The organism is Mesorhizobium sp. WSM4976, from assembly GCF_029625685.1.
Lineage (GTDB): Bacteria > Pseudomonadota > Alphaproteobacteria > Rhizobiales > Rhizobiaceae > Mesorhizobium.
Genome location: NZ_JARTVT010000001.1, coordinates 43,626 through 59,532, shown reverse-complemented (window position 1 = coordinate 59,532; position 15,907 = coordinate 43,626). Strand labels below are relative to the sequence as shown.

Genomic DNA, 15,907 nt, shown 5'->3' with positions numbered 1-15,907 from the left:
CCGCATTCCCACTCATTTGTAGATGAAGCCGACGACGCCGTGATAACGGCCGGCTGGCCTGTCGGTCTGCATGGTGCCGTAGACGCGGTTGACGCGGCCGAGGAACATGCCGGCGCCGTCGCTCGGCGGATTGAAATTGTCGTCCGGCTTTGCCAGATCGTTGCGTGCCACCGGCCGCGCCAGATAGGGCGTGATTATGATGACCAGTTCGCTTTCGTTGCGGACGAAATCGCGGCTGCGGAAGAGCGTGCCGAGGACAGGGATCTTGGAGAGACCAGGCAATCCGGCGACCGCTTGCCGCACGTCGTCGCGAACCAGGCCAGCGATCATCATGGAGCCGCCAGAGGGCAATTCGACCGTCGTATCCGCAAGGCGCTTGCGCAACGACAGGATATTGGTGCCGGGGCTCGTCACGCCGGAGGAAAGCGCCACGGATCCTTCGGTGGTCGGCTCGGAGACGGCTGTCCTGACTTTCAGGCTGATGCGACCCGGCGATAGAACCACCGGCTGGAATTCCAGACCGATACCGTACTCGATCTTGTCCATCGTATAGTTCTTTAGGCCGGTCTGATTGTCGGTGGACACATTGGCCGTGACACCGCTCACCATATTGTATTCGCCGCCAACCTTAAATGTGGCCTTCTCGCCTGAGACGGCGGTCAGGGTCGGTTCGGCCAATGTCTTCATGACACCCGACTGCTCCATGGCATTGATGTAAGCTGTCAGTGACGAGCTGCCGATGGTCGCGCCCGAATTCGACAGCTGTTTACCCAAGCCCATGAAATTGTCGCTGATCGCGCCGTAACTGATCCCGTTGCTTCCCCCGTTGCCAACCATATTGACGCCGAGCTGCTTCATCACCGAGCGGCTTACTTCCGCGACGGTCACCTTGAGCGTCACCTGGTCGTCACCGATGATCTGCAACAGGTTGACGATCTTGGAGGTCCGGCGTTGCTGGTCAGGGTTGTTGATGTCGACGCCGCCATTGACCGAGCCGCCGGCGGCAGTCTGCGAATATTGGCCGGTCGTCGCTTCACCGCCGGACACGAAGATGGTCGCGAGATCGACGGCGCGCTTGGCATCGAGAGGCGTGTCGACCGTGCCCGTCAGCACAACGTTGTCGTTGAGCAGCTCGACCTTTATCTGCGAGGACGGGATGAAGCGCTTCAGATAGTCCTCCAGCCCGGCGACATCTCGCTCGACGGCCAGGTCGAGGCTGACGATCTGCTCGCCATTGGGCCCAAAGACAAAGATGTTGGTTTCGCCGACCGCCTTGCCGAACAGGTAGATGCGCCGCGCCGTGCGCGTCACCGCGTCGGCAACCGCCGGATTGGCGACGAGGATATCATAGGCATCGTTCGGCAGGTCGATGACTACCGATTTATTGAGACCGAGCTTGACGCGCTGGGTGGCGACCGAGGCCGTCACGCCCGCCTTGCCCGCGGCCCTGGCCTCGACAAGGCCGGGCGCATTGGTGCCGAGCAGGAACAGGCCGATTGCCGCCGCCGCAATGACGGGCAGTTTACCGTTTAGCCTCATTTCCTTGCTCCCACCTCGGAAACTTCGCCCGACTTGATCAGACGCACCGTTCCGCGCCGGCCACTGCCGTTGACCAGATAGTCGGCTTCGTCCGTGCTCTTTTCGTGGATGTCGGTGATCGGGCGCAGCGCGAGCGTCAGGCGGTCCGCCATCTGCTGTGCCACGGTGATGATCTCGGCCTGCTGCGGCGTCAGCTCCAGCGTCGCGGTCTGGCCGACCCTGGTCTTCTTGCCTTCCTCGTCCTCCTGGATGGTCTGGTCGATGGCCAGCACACGGATGTTCTTGAGGATGGTCGAGGTGTTGAAGCCGGTGCCGCCATTGCCGGTGTCGGCGCGGCGGGTCATGATGACGTCGACGAAGTCGTTGGGCAGGATGAAGCCGCCGGCGGAGGTGTCGGCCGATATCGCTGTGGCGACAGCGCGCATGCCTGAAGGCAGGATCGACGACATGAAGCTCTGCCCCTCGCCGACCAGCTTGGAGCGGCGCAGCGGCTCACCCGTATACATGGCGACCCGGGCGACCGAGCCCTTGAGCTTTTCGACCGCGTCAGGTTCGGCGGCGCGCGTGATGAAATTGGCATTGACGCCGTCGGACGGCCATTTTTCCCAACTGATGTTGTTGCCGAGCTGGCTGCCCATCGGCACGTCGCCGGAAAGCACCAGCACGTCCTGCAATGCGACCGCCGGCTGAGCGGGCGCATTGACAACGACCTGCGCTGGCGGCGCCACGACCATGTTCTTGGCGACATAGCCCGCGCCACCCGCCGCCACCGCAGCCACGCCCAGAATAATCAATCGGGATGCTGGCATTCGTCCGAAACCCTTCACCTCGTGGCAAACCACCCACGCCTGGCCGGACTTTGCAGCGGCAATCGTCAAAACAAGGTTAATGCAATGCTTACGATCGTGATTAATTTAAGGTTTACTCAAATTCGATCGAACAGCCTCACCGTTAACAAAAAAGGCGGCTCGGCCGCCTTCGGTCGCCGGCATCGATGTCACCAAACCTATGCCGTAAGCCTCTGCAGCGCCCAGACCATCAGCGGCGAGTCCGGGAACGTGATCAGTCCTCCGGCGCCAAGCGCGATGCCATAGGGAATGCCCACTTTCTCGTCGGCAAAGTAACGCAGGAATCGGCTATGGCCGGTATAAGCGGCCAGCGGCGATTTCCGGTAGGCGAGGATTGCGATGGTCAGCAGGCCCCCGATGAAAGCCGACGTCACCAGATAGCCGATCAAGTTGATATTGAGGCCCATCCATAGAGCGGTCGCGGCCAGAAGCTTGGCGTCGCCGCCGCCCATGCCGCCGAGCGCAAAGAGGCCGAATGTCGTGGCAAGCACGAGAGCGCAGGCGGCGAAGTGCCAGCCATAGGTCGCCCAGTCCATCCCGGTGAGCGGCGCGACAAGCGCGAACGTCGCCACCAACAGGACGGGAACGCGGTTGGCGATGGTCATCGACAACGTGTCGGAGATGCCAGCAAACAGCATGCAGAATGGGAAGACGACGAAGATAACGGCTTCAAGCATTGAAGCGGCACCCGTGGAAGCTCGGTTTGGACCTTAAGCACATCCCGTTAACAATCGATGAGACGGGACACTCCTGATGCGCGCCGCAACGAAGTGGGTCCGGGCGATGTGCGTCAAGCGTTTGGCGGATGCATGGCATCGCACCGAAGATTGCCGTTCGCATCCGAACGACAGTATTGGTTGCTATCATGAAAAAGGGCCGCGAAACGGCGGCCCTTCCACTAGACGAGAATATTTCCGTTTATCACGGAGCGGTGCCGGTGTTGACCGCGCCTGCAATGGCGGTGAACTTGGCGTTCAGCGCGCCGCCGAGCTGCGAAGCGCCGACCATGATGGCAAGCGCGATGAGGGCGGCGATCAGACCGTATTCGATGGCGGTCGCGCCGGATTCGTCCTTCACGAAGCGTGCAATGAGATTAGACATTCGAGAGCTCCTACTCCACGTGTTACAGCACTTCCGTCAACTTCTCTTGCGGTTGATCGGATGCTGCAAATCTAGGGAGAAGCCGTTTCGATCGGCTTAATAAACAGCCTTACCGATTCCTTTCCAGGGGCGAACGCGCTGCGTGGTTAACCGCGACCTAAACGCCATCAGCCAACGTGCGCCCTCCGCAAAACAGCGGAAACCAGCGGCTCCCGCAACCTTGCTAAAACAGCAGCCACAATGGATGTGTGAGGGCTGGGCAAGCCGATCCGCCATCGCGACCCGGCATGGTTTAACCGTTGGTTCACCAATCTCGTTCATGTTCCGTTGAAGAATCTGCCCGCCGGGAGCGCTTCAATGACCCTGTCCAAATCGCTGTTTCCAGTCGCCGCGCTGCTGGCGGCTGCCGCCTCGGTCCTCCCGGCCAGGGCCGGCGCGGGTGTCGAAGTGACCATGAACCAGGCAAAGATCGTCAAATTGTCCCGCGCGGCCGACACGGTCGTCATCGGCAACCCGGCCATCGCCGATGCCTCGGTGCAGGACGCCTCGACCATCGTTCTTACCGGCAAAGGTTTTGGCGTCACCAATCTGGTCGTGCTCGACTCGGACGGCAGCCCGATCATCGACGAACAGGTGACCGTCGTGCGACAGGCCGCTTCCTCGGTACGCATTTACAGGCGTGCCGAAGTCCAGACCATGTCTTGCACGCCCTATTGCGAGAGCGCCTACAAGACCGAGGCCGAGAAGGCTTCCGAGACCGAAATGAGCGCCACGCACTAAGCCCGAAGAGAGCGTTGGAGCGGGCGTTAAGGACAGCTTAAAGCCTGCCCGGCGAATTTAACGATCATCCAAACCGGAGCTCAATGGGTTTTCGCTACCTTGCCGCCGGTACCGCAAGGGGATCGGCAGGAACACAAATGAGCAGAGATGCCACATCCGGCAACGGCATGGACAGCACGTCGCGCGCCAAATTCCCCGGCTTCTTCAGCGACAGACGCGGCAGCACGGCGATGGAATTTGCGATGCTTGCCATCCCGTTCGCGCTTCTCGTCTTCGCTATCCTCGAGAGCTGCATCTCCTTCGCCGGTCAGGAGGTGATGGCCAACATCACCGATGATGTCGCCCGCCAGTTGCGGACCGGGCAGCTGCAGAAGTCGAACGTCACCGAATCCTCGATCAAGCAGCTGATCTGCAGCAGGCTGGAGATCATGGTGGCCAAGGACTGCCCGGGATTGCTGGTGGACCTGCGTGAATATCCGAGCTTCGCCGACGCCGCCACGGCGAGCTTCAAGATCGTCAACGGAGATATCGTGCTGACGCAAGGCACCAACTCGATGAGCTTCACGGTCTCGCCGGGGTTGGCCGAGTCCATCAACATGTTGCGGGTGTTCTACAAATGGCCGGTGATGACCGATTTCCTGGCCAAGTCGATGGCCAATCTGAAGGATGGCAACACGCTGCATTTCGCATCGGTGACCTGGCAGAACGAACCATTCAACGACAATTGAGACTGCTCGACGGCCAAGACCGTCGGAGTGGAGGCGAATATGCATAGTGCGGGGGCACTGCGGCGGGTTTCGGCGAAGGTGGAGCGGTTTTGTCGCGACCGTCGCGGTGTCGCGGCAATCGAGTTCGCGTTCATCGTGCCGGTGCTGCTCATCATGTATTTCATCACGATGGAGGCCTCTCAGGCCATCGAGACCAGCAAGAAAGTCAGCCGCATCGGCAGCATGGTGGCGGACCTCGTGACGCAGCAGCAGACGGTCGTGAAGGCCGACCTCGATGCGATGATGCAGATCGGCACTTCGACGCTGCAGCCTTACAACCGCTCACTGCCGACCATCATCATCACAGGCATACAGATCACGGACGAGGCGTCGCCGAAGGTGCAGGTTGCGTGGTCGCGCAAGCTTGTCGGCACCACCTACAGCGCCGATGCGGCAAAGGGCTCCATCACCACGGTTCCCTCGACGCTGAATATCCGCAACACTTTCCTTGTGCGGGTGGAAAGCGACCTCGGCTACAAACCGATCATAACCTGGTCCGCCAGCAATTCGCAGACGCTCGGGCTGACCTCGGCCTTCAACAACATCTCGATGAGCGAGACCTATTACCTGCGGCCTCGCCGGAGTCCGACAATCCCCTGCAGCGACTGCTGACAGGCTATTCCTGTCCTGCCGTTTCCCGGCGCACGATCGCCACGGCCATCGCATAATCCTTCTGTGAGACCGGCGAAAAGCCGCCGGTATGCGCCCTCTCGAGGAGGTCGTACACATCGGGCGTCTGCGACTGGAGATTGGTCAGGAAGACAGTCAGCCGGCGCTTTGCCTCGGGATCGAGATCGCTGCGGACTGCATGCGGCCCGTAGCGCAACAGGTCGGAGGTCCATAGCACCCTAAGCGACGCCCCGGGGATGCCGGCAGCCTCCAGCCGCGCGACCGTGCCCCCGGAGTGGGCGGATTGGCCGTCGGCGTCGGCCGGCTCCCATCCGAACAGGCCATCCGCATCGCCGCCGCTCAACATCGTCTCGGCGGCCGTGGCCGACGCGGCACGTGCCAGGAACGGCGAATCCTGCGCAATCTTGACCCCTGCGGCGGAAAGGGCCGCCAGCGGCAACAGCGCGCCTCCGGCATAATCGGCCGGCGCAATCGCGACCCGATGCGAAGCCATGGCGGCAAGATCCTGAAGCCTGCCGTCACGCGTCACCAGGACGGAGCGGATGCCGACGGCGCCATCGGCGTCGACCGGTGCCACCAGCGGTTCGACACAGCCGCAGCGCTCCGAGGCTGTGGCATAGGCAAGTGCCGAATAGACCGCGTATTGCACGCGCCCGCTCGCTTGCGCCTCGATCAGCGCCGCATAGTCACGCGCAATGACGAACTCGACCTTCATGCCGAGCGCATTGGCATAGGTTTCCGACAGGCGCGCAAGCCCGGGGACGGTGTTGCCGCCGTCCGGTTCGGCAACGATGCCGATGCGGAACGTGCCGATGTCGTCACGCCAGTCGGCGTGTGCCGGCCATGCGGCGACGCCGCAGGCCAAGAGAGCGGCCGCGCACATTTTCAGCGACTGCCTTGCCGCGGTTTTGCCGCCCATCGCCATGCCTGCTTTGCTCCCGCCCTATCCGCGCCATCGTCGCAACTATCGCGCGAAGCGGTTGCGGTTTGGTTTCCGATTTGCCAACGCCGCCGGGGAACCTTATGTCTGGCGACCAGGACTGACAATAAAGATACCCATGGCGCGCGCGTTCCTGTTCGTTCTCGATTCTTTCGGCATCGGTGGCGCGGCCGACGCCGAACGCTATGGCGATGCCGGCGCCGACACGTTCGGGCACATCTTCAAGGCTTGCGCCGAAGACCGCGCCGATCGGGAGGGTCTGCGCAAGGGACCGCTCGCCGTGCCCAACATGATGTCGCTCGGGATTGCCCGCGCGGCACGGGCGGCAAGCGGGTTGCAGGTCGACTCCGCCGCGCCGTTGATCGCCTCGGCCTTCCATGGCGCCGCCCAGGAGGTGTCGAGCGGCAAGGACACGCCGTCCGGCCATTGGGAGATCGCAGGCCTGCCCGTACGCTTCGACTGGGGTTACTTTCCCGACACCGTACCGGCCTTCCCGCCCGAGCTGACCGAGGCGATCATCCGCGAAGGCAAGGTGCCGGGCATCCTCGGCAATTGCCATGCGCCCGGAACCGAGATCATCGAGCGCTTCGGCGAGGAGCATATCCGGACCGGCAGCCCGATCTGCTACACGTCGGTGGACTCCGTATTGCAGATCGCTGCGCATGAAACGCATTTCGGTCTGGAGCGGCTCTATGACCTTTGCCTCACGGTGCGCCGGCTCGTCGATCCGCTCAAGATCGGGCGCGTGATCGCGCGGCCATTCGTGGGCGAGAGGTCTGCTACGTTCCAGCGCACCCACAATCGCCGCGACTATGCGGTGCCGCCGCCTGAACCTACCTTGCTCGACCGGCTGACGGAGCGCGGCAGCAACGTCATCGCGGTTGGCAAGATCGGCGACATCTTTGCCCATCGCGGGATCTCGCAGGTGCGCAAGGCCGGCGGCAACATGGCGATGTTCGACAAGGCGCTCGGCGCCATGGACGATGCCGGCGAAGGCGACCTGGTCTTCGCCAATTTCGTCGACTTCGACACCGAGTTCGGCCATCGGCGCGATGTCGCCGGCTATGCGGCCGCGCTCGAAGCCTTCGACCGCCGGCTGCCCGAGGCGGTGTCGCGCACCGGGCCGGGCGATCTTCTCATCCTCACAGCCGATCACGGCAACGACCCGACCTGGCGCGGTACCGACCACACGCGTGAGCGCGTTCCGGTGATCGGCATCGGGCCGGGGCTGAAGGGCGGCGACATCGGGCTGAGGCCGACCTTCGCCGACATCGGCGAAACCGTCGCTGACCACCTTGGCCTGGCAGCCGGCCGCCACGGAACGTCCTTCCTCGCAACGATAGGCGGCCATGCCTGAACTGCCTGAAGTCGAAACCGTCCGGCGCGGACTGCAGCCGGTGCTGGAGGGGGCGCGACTGGTCAAGGTCGAAGCGCGCAGGCCCGACCTTCGCTTTCCTTTTCCCGACTGCTTTTCGGAGCGGCTTACCGGCAAGATCGTGACGGCGCTTGGCAGGCGCGCCAAATACCTGACGATGCATGTCGAAGACGGCCCGGTGCTGATCTGCCACCTCGGCATGTCGGGGTCGTTCCGGGTCGAAACCGCCGGGAGCAGCGACATCCCCGGCTCCTTCCATCACGAGCGCTCGAAGAGCGCCGCGCACGACCATGTCGTGTTCGACGTCATCTTGCCAAAGGGCGGGCGGTCCAGCGTCATCTTCAACGACCCGCGCCGCTTCGGCTTCATGCTGTTCGCGGAAGGCGCGCCGGACACGCATCCGATGCTTGCCGGACTGGGCGTCGAGCCGACCGGCAACGCGCTCGACGGTCCCCTGCTCGCTTCGCTCTTGAAGGATCGCAGATCGCCGCTCAAGGCGGCGCTGCTCGATCAGCGGCTGATCGCCGGGCTTGGCAATATATACGTGGCGGAGGCCTTGTGGCGCGCCGGCCTCTCGCCGCTCCGCGAAGCTGGCACCATTGCCGGGCCCGCCAAGAAGGCGAAAGAGCAAAGCGGGCGCCTCGCGGAGGCGATCCGCTCGGTGATTGCCGATGCCATCGCCGCCGGGGGTTCCTCGCTTCGCGACTATGTCAAGGCCGACGGATCGCTTGGCTATTTCCAGCATTCCTTCGCGGTCTATGGTCGAGAGGGGGAGCCATGCCCGAAGCCGGGCTGCCGCGGCCACATCGAACGCATCGTGCAAAGCGGCCGCTCGACCTTCTATTGCCCGACCTGTCAGCGGTAAGCTAGGAACGATATCGATCGTCCCACTGCCGCGGAGGAAGCGAACCATGACGTACGAAACCATTCTCGTGGAAACACGCGGCAAGGTCGGGCTGATCACGTTGAACCGGCCCAAGGCGCTCAATGCGCTGAATTCGCAGGTCCTGGCGGAGGTGGTTGCGGCGGCGGGCGCGTTCAACGCCGATGCGGGGATCGGTGCGATGGTGCTCACCGGCTCGGAAAAGGCATTCGCCGCCGGCGCCGACATCAAGGAAATGCAGGCGATGTCCTTCGCGGATGCCTACACGCAGGATTTCTTCGTCGGCTGGGAGGAATTCACGCGAACGCGCAAGCCCATCGTCGCGGCGGTCGCGGGCTATGCGCTCGGCGGCGGTTGCGAGCTGGCCATGATGTGCGACTTCATCATCGCCGGCGACAACGCCAAATTCGGCCAGCCCGAAATCACGCTCGGCGTCATGCCGGGCATGGGCGGCTCGCAGCGGCTGACCCGATTCGTCGGCAAGTCCAAGGCGATGGACATGTGCCTGACCGGCCGCATGATGGACTCGGCCGAGGCCGAGCGCTGCGGGCTGGTGTCGCGGGTGGTCCCGGTCGCCGAGCTGCTCGACGAGGCGCTGAAGGCGGCGGCGAAGATCGCCGAATTCTCACTGCCGTCGGTCATGATGACCAAGGAATCCGTCAACCGAGCCTACGAAACGACACTGACCGAAGGGCTGCGCTTCGAGCGCCGGCTGTTCCATTCGCTGTTTGCACTCGACGACCAGAAAGAAGGCATGGCCGCCTTCGTCGAAAAGCGGAAGCCCAACTTCACGAACCGCTAAGCGCGTCGGCCAGTGGCCGCGATTTTGCGGGACGCGACATCGAGCCCCAAAAAGACCGCGAAGCGGCGTTGACGAGCCGGAAAAGCTGAACTATAAGCCGCACCAACCGAGGCGGCCCGTGGCTGCCCGTTTGTTTTTTGCGCCCTGCGACATCGCTGGCGTTTACCAGATCAGAAGAGAGGCATCATGGCCAATACTTCCTCGGCCAAAAAGGCTACGCGCAAGATCGCCCGCCGCGCTGCGGTCAACAAGAACCGCCGCTCGCGAGTCCGCAGCTATGTCCGCAAGGTCGAAGAGGCGCTGGCCGCCGGCGACAAGGCCGCTGCGGTGGAAGCCTTCAAGGCTGCGGAACCGGAATTGATGCGCGCCGCCACCAAGGGCGTCGTCCACAAGAACACGGCCTCCCGCAAGGTTTCGCGACTCGCCCAGCGGGTCAAGACGCTGTCGGCCTGACCGACTACCTCTTTCACTCCATCGATACTGAACCCGGTCGTACAGGCCGGGTTTTTTCGTTTGCCGGCAAGTACTTAAAAAGTTTGCCCGCAAGCTGCACTTTGTGAGGCGATTCCAACGCCGGTAATGTTTTGCCGGCATATACAGCGCCGCTTATATCTGCGCGCCTCCGCCGCGACAGCTGCCCAGATTCCCCTGTCAGAAATTCCGGCTTTTTTTCAAAGGTTTACAGGCGGTCATCCACAGCTTGTTCAATGCACGGTCGGACGCCGGGGGAGAAGTAGCTGTCAAGAGAATTATTTCAGAATATTTCGTTTCAGGCGGTCTTTTTCATATTCGCCGGAAAAGGGTTTGAATCACAATGGCTTTGTCAAAAGGTGCCGTGGCGGCACCCGATTTCAAGCCCCTTCCGGTAGCCAGATTCGTTAAAAAACCGTTAGATGTGGCCTTGCCCTATCCACAGCGATTTCGGTAATGTCCATCCATCGAAGGGACGGGCTCTAGCCCCTGACCCAGCCTGAATCGGCCAGCACAAAATGGCAGAATTCATGACGTGGAGCAATTCCGCGCGTGGCTTGGTTTGTCTCTTCGGTGCGGTAGGGGACTGGCGTAATTGTACATGGCGGTCGATGTCTCGCCGGCGTTTTCGCCGGAGGGTAGCGTTTTGCCTTGTCTTTGTCGGAAGCCGGCGTGCGGAGCCGGCGGCTGGTCCCTTGCGCGAGTTGCGATGACCGTTTGCCGGCGGCGGCAGCGGCAGCGCGGCGAATGAGGTCGCCGGACCAAGGATGCAGGAGGCGCATCCCCGGCGGAAAAAGGGTACGAGAAGACAAGGAACTTTGATCATGCAAGGCGGCATCGAGAGGGAGATTGCGGGCGAACTCCCATTTTCAGCAACTTTTGTCGGGGGGGACGACGTGGCGGCATCCAGCGACGCGGAGCAGAAGTTCGAGCGGGTCAAGGCCCAGCTGAAGGCGCGTCTCGGGGCCGAGGTCTATTCGAGCTGGTTTGGTCGCATGAAGGTCGCCGAGACCTCCCGCGGCATTGTCCGCATCTCGGTGCCGACCGCCTTCCTGCGGTCATGGATCAACGGCCACTATCTCGAGCTTATCGCGGAGCTGTGGCGGCATGAGGATCCCGACGTGCTCAAGATCGAGATCGTCGTGCGCACCGCGACGCGCCAGGGGCGCAACCATGTCGAGCCGGAAATCGCGCCGGCCCGCAAGATGACAAGGCAGACGCACACCGCGCTCGCCAACGGCACCGCGAGCGCCGGACGCGTGGAACAACGGGCGCCGGCGCCCCGCCAGGGTCCGTCCGCGGAACCGGAGTTCCGCCACAATGTTCTTGGGTCGCCGCTTGACCCGCGCTACACATTCGCCTCGTTCATCGAGGGGCCGTCCAACAGGGTGGCCTTCGCGGCGGCGAGAGCCGTGGCTGAATCGCAGTCCAGCGCGGTGCGTTTCAACCCGCTTTTCCTGCATGCCACCGTCGGGCTCGGCAAAACGCATCTCTTGCAGGCGATCGCGGCGGAATCGCTGCGGCACAACCCGAAGTCGCGCGTCGTCTATCTGACGGCGGAGTATTTCATGTGGCGCTTTGCCACCGCGATCCGCGACAACAATGCGCTGACGCTGAAAGAGCAGCTGCGCGACATCGATCTCCTGATCATCGACGACATGCAGTTCCTGCAGGGCAAGTCGATCCAGCACGAATTCTGCCACCTCATCAACATGCTGCTCGACAGCGCCAAGCAGGTGGTGGTGGCGGCCGACCGGCCGCCGTCGGAGCTGGAATCGCTGGAGCCGCGCGTGCGTTCGCGCCTCAATGGCGGCGTGGCGCTGGAAATGTCGGCGCCGGATTTCGCCATGCGGCTGGGCATGCTGAAGCTGCGCCGCGCAACCGCCAAGAGCGATGACACCTCGCTCGACATCTCGGACGAAATCCTGGAGCATGTCGCGCGTACCGTTACCGGCAGCGGGCGCGAGCTTGAAGGCGCCTTCAACCAGCTTCTGTTTCGCCAATCCTTCGAGCCGCAGATCACGATCGACCGCATCGACGAGATCCTCGGCCACATCTACCGCTCGGGCGAGCCGAAGCGGGTGCGCATCGAGGACATCCAGCGCATCGTGGCGCGCCATTACAACGTGTCGAAGACGGAGCTTCTGTCCAACCGGCGCACGCGCACCATCGTCAAGCCGCGGCAGGTGGCCATGTATCTGTCGAAAGTGATGACGCCCCGCTCGTTGCCGGAGATCGGGCGGCGTTTCGGCGGCCGCGACCATACGACCGTGCTGCATGCCGTGCGCAAGATCGAAGACCTTTCAGGCGGCGACAACACGCTGGCGCAAGAGCTCGAACTGCTCAGAAGGCTGATCAACGACCAGGCCTGAGGCAATGCGAAAATGGCCGGCGATCCGCTTCGCCGGCTTTATCCCCAGAAAGCCCGCGCAACCGGCCGGAACCGGTGCCGCGGGCTTGCGTTCGCAGGCTTTTTACTATCAGCTTACAGAGATTCTGGAAGCCTTTCAGGGCTTTCGCGGGATGCCGCCTGACGGTGACCCGTTCATTCGTTGAAGCGAGCCTGTTCGTCATGCGTGTTATCCTGGAACGGTCAAATCTCCTGAAGTCCCTCAACCACGTCCACCGCGTGGTCGAGCGGCGCAACACCATCCCGATCCTCTCCAACGTGCTGCTCAGCGCCGAGGGCGCGAGCCTCGAGATGAAGGCGACCGACCTCGACCTCGAAGTGACGGAGGCGACACCCGCCAAGGTCGAGCGCGGCGGCGCGACGACGGTGCCGGCGCATCTGCTCTACGACATCGTGCGCAAGCTTTCCGATGGCGCAGAGGTGATGCTGAAGACGGACGAGGACGGCAACGCGATGACCGTCACCTCCGGCCGTTCGAGCTTCCGCCTCCAGTGCCTGCCGCAATCCGACTTCCCTGAGCTTTCGGCCGGCTCGTTCTCGCATATCTTCCGGCTGGAATCGGCGGCGCTGAAGGGGCTGATCGACAAGACCCAGTTCGCCATCTCGACGGAGGAAACGCGCTACTACCTCAACGGCATCTACCTGCACACCGTTGAAGTCGGCGGCAAGCTGAAGCTGCGCTCGGTCGCCACCGACGGACATCGTCTGGCACGCGCCGAAATCGACGCGCCGGCAGGTTCGGAAGGCATGCCGGGCATCATCATTCCGCGCAAGACAGTGAGCGAGTTGCAGAAGCTGGTGGACGACCCCGACGTCGCGGTGACGACTGAACTGTCCGATACCAAGATCCGCTTCACCATCGGCAGTGTGGTTTTGACCTCGAAGCTGATCGACGGCACCTTCCCCGACTATCAGCGCGTGATCCCGACCGGCAACGACAAGAAGCTGATCATCGATCGCCAGAGCTTCGCCGCCGCGGTGGACCGCGTCTCGACCATTTCGTCCGAACGCGGCCGGGCCGTCAAACTGTCGATCAATGACGGCCAGCTCACGCTCGCGGTCAACAATCCGGATTCGGGCAGCGCCACGGAGGAACTGGCGGCCGACTATTCGTCGGACCCGATCGAGATCGGCTTCAATGCCAAATACCTGCTCGACGTGGCGGCCCAGCTCACCGGTTCGGAGGCCAAGTTCATGCTGGCCGATGCCGGCTCGCCGACGCTGATCCATGACATGGCCGACGAAACCGCGCTCTACGTGCTGATGCCGATGCGGGTCTAGGTCCGGGACGGACCTGATGTGTTACCTTGACCTCAGACGCCAGACAGCTTCGGCAGCAAAGCTACATAAGTAAGTTAACGCTTACGAATTTCCGCAACTATGCGGCGCTTTCGCTCGAACTTGCCCCTGGCGCGGTGGTGCTGTCGGGCGACAATGGCGCCGGCAAAACCAATCTCCTGGAGGCGATCTCGTTCCTGACGCCGGGCCGGGGCTTGCGCCGCGCGCCCTATGCGGATGTAGCGCGCGAAGGCGGCGATGGCGGCTTCGCCTTGCATGCGCGCATCGAGGGACCGGAAGGACAGGTCGAGATCGGTACCGGCATTCCAGGTGGCGACGCCGCCGGCGAAGGCGGCAGGAAGGTCCGGATCAACGGCGCGCCGGCGCGATCGGCCGAGGACATGCTGGAATGGCTGCGGGTCATCTGGCTGACACCGGCGATGGACGGGTTGTTTCCCGGGCCGGCGGCGGACCGCCGCCGCTTCCTCGACCGGCTGGTGCTGGCGATCGACCCCGGCCATGGCCAGCGCGCGCTCGACTATGAGAAAGCCATGCGCGGCCGTAACCGCTTGCTTACAGAAGGATCCCGCGACGGCGCCTGGTTCGACGCGATCGAGACGCAGATGGCCGAAACCGGCGTGGCGATCGCCGCGGCGCGAGCCGAACTGGTGCGGCTGCTTGCCGCTATGATCGACAAATTGCCCGGTAGCGGACCGTTTCCGCAGGCCGATATCAGCCTTGCCGGCGATCTTGAAAGCGCGCTCGGCGATGCACCGGCGGTCGACGTCGAGGAAGGCTATCGTGCCGCTCTTGCCAATGGTCGTGAGCGTGACCGTGCCGCCGGGCGTACGCTGGACGGCCCGCACCGCTCCGATCTCGTGGTGCGGCACCGGCCGAAGTCGATGCCGGCGGAGCTGTGCTCGACCGGCGAGCAGAAGGCGCTGCTGGTCGGCATCGTGCTGTCGCATGCCAGATTGACCGGCGAGATGTCGGGCCTGACACCGATCCTGCTGCTGGACGAGATCGCCGCGCATCTCGACGCCGGCCGGCGCGCAGCGCTGTTCGCGATCCTCGAGGAGCTCAACTGCCAGGCCTTCATGACAGGCACGGATGCCGCCCTGTTCTCAAGCCTTGCCGGCCGGGCGCAATTCCTAACGGTCGATCATGGCAGCGTCGAGCCGACCAACTAGCCCGTGAAGCTATTACGGCACTGCGCCACAAGGCTTTGCCTTGCCTCATGCCAAACTTTTGCTTCGTGTGTGGACCACAAGGCTTTGCCTTGCGCTTGCTGACAAGGCTCTACGCCAGCGATAAGCTCCGGCCATGACCGATACCGCCCTCACCGACGAAGAGCTCGAACGCTATGCCCGCCACATCGTGCTGCCCGAGATCGGCGGACCGGGCCAGCAGAGGCTGAAGCGGGCGCGGGTGCTGGTGATCGGCGCCGGCGGGCTCGGCGCGCCGGTGCTCGAATATCTTGCCGCGGCCGGCGTCGGCACGCTCGGCATCGTCGATGACGACACGGTTTCCCTGTCCAACCTGCAGCGGCAGGTGATCCATGGCAGCGACACGATCGGCTTGGCCAAGACCGACAGCGCCGCAGCAGCGATCATGCGCATCAACCCCAACGTCAGGGTCGAAGCGCACAGCCTGAGGCTGACGGACGAGAACGCCCCTGCCCTCGTCGGCCGCTACGATGTCGTTGTCGACGGTTCCGACAATTTCGAGACGCGCTACGCCGCCGCCGATGCCTGCGAAAGCGAGAAGAAGCCCCTCGTCACCGCCGCCGTCGGCCGCTTCGACGGCTCGGTCACTGTGCTGAAACCGTTCGAGTCAGGCGCCGACGGCAAGCGCAACCCGAGCTATCGCGACCTGTTCCCGGAAGCGCCGCCCGAAGGGCTGGTGCCGTCCTGCGCCGTTGCCGGCATCGTCGGCGCGCTGACGGGCGTCATCGGCGCGCTGGAGGCGATGGAGGCGATCAAGCTGATCACGGGCATAGGCGAGCCGCTCATCGGCCGGCTGCTGCTCTATGACGGGCTCACGGCCCGCTTCGACACCATCCGCTACAAGGCCGTCTGAGCGC

General features: G+C 63.3%; 17 protein-coding genes. 12 read left to right on the top strand and 5 right to left on the bottom strand.

All coding sequences use genetic code 11. The features are described 5' to 3' along the window. Positions 1 to 12: 12 nt before the first annotated feature. The 4 genes from P9272_RS00300 to P9272_RS00285 form a co-directional block, all read right to left on the bottom strand. Positions 13 to 1,539 (bottom strand): type II and III secretion system protein family protein, encoded by a 1,527-nt coding sequence (locus tag P9272_RS00300; protein WP_128256865.1) that lies wholly within the window; start codon positions 1,537 to 1,539, stop codon positions 13 to 15. After that, positions 1,536 to 2,348, bottom strand: a complete 813-nt coding sequence (gene cpaB, locus P9272_RS00295) for a Flp pilus assembly protein CpaB (protein ID WP_128256866.1) — start codon at positions 2,346 to 2,348, stop codon at positions 1,536 to 1,538. Before cpaB ends, P9272_RS00300 begins: the two co-directional genes overlap by 4 nt. Before the next feature lie 197 nt (positions 2,349 to 2,545). Further along, entirely contained in the window at positions 2,546 to 3,064 is a 519-nt protein-coding gene (locus P9272_RS00290; RefSeq protein ID WP_128256867.1) for a prepilin peptidase, read from the bottom strand. Positions 3,065 to 3,308: 244 nt separating this feature from the next. Further along, the gene (locus tag P9272_RS00285) at positions 3,309 to 3,488 is read right to left on the bottom strand and encodes a Flp family type IVb pilin (RefSeq protein WP_095819348.1); all 180 of its coding nucleotides are present in this window, start codon (positions 3,486 to 3,488) and stop codon (positions 3,309 to 3,311) included. A gap of 357 nt (positions 3,489 to 3,845) precedes the next feature. Here P9272_RS00285 and P9272_RS00280 point away from each other — a divergent pair, with 357 nt between their 5' ends. From P9272_RS00280 to P9272_RS00270, 3 genes are all read left to right on the top strand, one after another. Further along, the gene (locus P9272_RS00280; RefSeq protein ID WP_128256868.1) at positions 3,846 to 4,268 is read left to right on the top strand and encodes a pilus assembly protein N-terminal domain-containing protein; all 423 of its coding nucleotides are present in this window, start codon (positions 3,846 to 3,848) and stop codon (positions 4,266 to 4,268) included. A gap of 167 nt (positions 4,269 to 4,435) precedes the next feature. After that, positions 4,436 to 4,996: a TadE/TadG family type IV pilus assembly protein gene (locus tag P9272_RS00275; RefSeq protein ID WP_278158565.1), complete on the top strand. Its 561-nt coding sequence runs from the start codon at positions 4,436 to 4,438 to the stop codon at positions 4,994 to 4,996. Between the two features lie 39 nt (positions 4,997 to 5,035). After that, positions 5,036 to 5,647: a TadE/TadG family type IV pilus assembly protein gene (locus tag P9272_RS00270; RefSeq protein ID WP_128256870.1), complete on the top strand. Its 612-nt coding sequence runs from the start codon at positions 5,036 to 5,038 to the stop codon at positions 5,645 to 5,647. A gap of 4 nt (positions 5,648 to 5,651) precedes the next feature. Here the strand turns inward: P9272_RS00270 and P9272_RS00265 are convergent, their stop codons facing one another. Then, entirely contained in the window at positions 5,652 to 6,584 is a 933-nt protein-coding gene (locus P9272_RS00265; RefSeq protein ID WP_278157949.1) for a PhnD/SsuA/transferrin family substrate-binding protein, read from the bottom strand. Positions 6,585 to 6,723: 139 nt separating this feature from the next. Here P9272_RS00265 and P9272_RS00260 point away from each other — a divergent pair, with 139 nt between their 5' ends. The 9 genes from P9272_RS00260 to P9272_RS00220 all read left to right on the top strand — a co-directional run bounded on the left by P9272_RS00260 (position 6,724) and on the right by P9272_RS00220 (position 15,903). Continuing rightward, the gene (locus tag P9272_RS00260) at positions 6,724 to 7,962 is read left to right on the top strand and encodes a phosphopentomutase (protein ID WP_278157947.1); all 1,239 of its coding nucleotides are present in this window, start codon (positions 6,724 to 6,726) and stop codon (positions 7,960 to 7,962) included. Then, positions 7,955 to 8,845 carry a bifunctional DNA-formamidopyrimidine glycosylase/DNA-(apurinic or apyrimidinic site) lyase gene (gene mutM, locus P9272_RS00255; RefSeq protein WP_128256873.1) on the top strand — a complete coding sequence of 297 codons (891 nt, stop codon included), beginning with the start codon at positions 7,955 to 7,957 and terminating at the stop codon, positions 8,843 to 8,845. The genes P9272_RS00260 and mutM overlap by 8 nt, the downstream gene beginning before the upstream one ends. A 46-nt stretch (positions 8,846 to 8,891) precedes the next feature. Further along, positions 8,892 to 9,665 (top strand): enoyl-CoA hydratase, encoded by a 774-nt coding sequence (locus P9272_RS00250; protein WP_278157945.1) that lies wholly within the window; start codon positions 8,892 to 8,894, stop codon positions 9,663 to 9,665. A 186-nt stretch (positions 9,666 to 9,851) separates the two neighbouring features. Next, positions 9,852 to 10,118, top strand: coding sequence for a 30S ribosomal protein S20 (gene rpsT / locus P9272_RS00245; RefSeq protein ID WP_095819340.1), 267 nt, complete (start codon positions 9,852 to 9,854; stop codon positions 10,116 to 10,118). An 842-nt stretch (positions 10,119 to 10,960) separates the two neighbouring features. After that, positions 10,961 to 12,508 carry a chromosomal replication initiator protein DnaA gene (gene dnaA, locus P9272_RS00240; RefSeq protein WP_278157941.1) on the top strand — a complete coding sequence of 516 codons (1,548 nt, stop codon included), beginning with the start codon at positions 10,961 to 10,963 and terminating at the stop codon, positions 12,506 to 12,508. A gap of 4 nt (positions 12,509 to 12,512) precedes the next feature. Then, positions 12,513 to 12,692 (top strand): hypothetical protein, encoded by a 180-nt coding sequence (locus P9272_RS00235; RefSeq protein WP_278157939.1) that lies wholly within the window; start codon positions 12,513 to 12,515, stop codon positions 12,690 to 12,692. Between the two features lie 16 nt (positions 12,693 to 12,708). After that, entirely contained in the window at positions 12,709 to 13,827 is a 1,119-nt protein-coding gene (gene dnaN, locus P9272_RS00230) for a DNA polymerase III subunit beta (protein WP_073989394.1), read from the top strand. A gap of 26 nt (positions 13,828 to 13,853) precedes the next feature. Beyond that, entirely contained in the window at positions 13,854 to 15,014 is a 1,161-nt protein-coding gene (recF, locus tag P9272_RS00225) for a DNA replication/repair protein RecF (RefSeq protein WP_128256876.1), read from the top strand. Positions 15,015 to 15,147: 133 nt separating this feature from the next. Then, positions 15,148 to 15,903, top strand: a complete 756-nt coding sequence (locus P9272_RS00220) for a molybdopterin-synthase adenylyltransferase MoeB (RefSeq protein ID WP_128256877.1) — start codon at positions 15,148 to 15,150, stop codon at positions 15,901 to 15,903. Positions 15,904 to 15,907: the final 4 nt, after the last annotated feature.

Coding starts and splice junctions, on each gene's coding strand:
- P9272_RS00300 (WP_128256865.1), bottom strand. CDS start 1,539: ATGAGGCTAAACGGTAAACTGCCCGTCATTGCGGCGGCGGCAATCGGC.
- cpaB (WP_128256866.1), bottom strand. CDS start 2,348: ATGCCAGCATCCCGATTGATTATTCTGGGCGTGGCTGCGGTGGCGGCG.
- P9272_RS00290 (WP_128256867.1), bottom strand. CDS start 3,064: ATGCTTGAAGCCGTTATCTTCGTCGTCTTCCCATTCTGCATGCTGTTT.
- P9272_RS00285 (WP_095819348.1), bottom strand. CDS start 3,488: ATGTCTAATCTCATTGCACGCTTCGTGAAGGACGAATCCGGCGCGACC.
- P9272_RS00280 (WP_128256868.1), top strand. CDS start 3,846: ATGACCCTGTCCAAATCGCTGTTTCCAGTCGCCGCGCTGCTGGCGGCT.
- P9272_RS00275 (WP_278158565.1), top strand. CDS start 4,436: ATGGACAGCACGTCGCGCGCCAAATTCCCCGGCTTCTTCAGCGACAGA.
- P9272_RS00270 (WP_128256870.1), top strand. CDS start 5,036: ATGCATAGTGCGGGGGCACTGCGGCGGGTTTCGGCGAAGGTGGAGCGG.
- P9272_RS00265 (WP_278157949.1), bottom strand. CDS start 6,584: ATGGGCGGCAAAACCGCGGCAAGGCAGTCGCTGAAAATGTGCGCGGCC.
- P9272_RS00260 (WP_278157947.1), top strand. CDS start 6,724: ATGGCGCGCGCGTTCCTGTTCGTTCTCGATTCTTTCGGCATCGGTGGC.
- mutM (WP_128256873.1), top strand. CDS start 7,955: ATGCCTGAACTGCCTGAAGTCGAAACCGTCCGGCGCGGACTGCAGCCG.
- P9272_RS00250 (WP_278157945.1), top strand. CDS start 8,892: ATGACGTACGAAACCATTCTCGTGGAAACACGCGGCAAGGTCGGGCTG.
- rpsT (WP_095819340.1), top strand. CDS start 9,852: ATGGCCAATACTTCCTCGGCCAAAAAGGCTACGCGCAAGATCGCCCGC.
- dnaA (WP_278157941.1), top strand. CDS start 10,961: ATGCAAGGCGGCATCGAGAGGGAGATTGCGGGCGAACTCCCATTTTCA.
- P9272_RS00235 (WP_278157939.1), top strand. CDS start 12,513: ATGCGAAAATGGCCGGCGATCCGCTTCGCCGGCTTTATCCCCAGAAAG.
- dnaN (WP_073989394.1), top strand. CDS start 12,709: ATGCGTGTTATCCTGGAACGGTCAAATCTCCTGAAGTCCCTCAACCAC.
- P9272_RS00220 (WP_128256877.1), top strand. CDS start 15,148: ATGACCGATACCGCCCTCACCGACGAAGAGCTCGAACGCTATGCCCGC.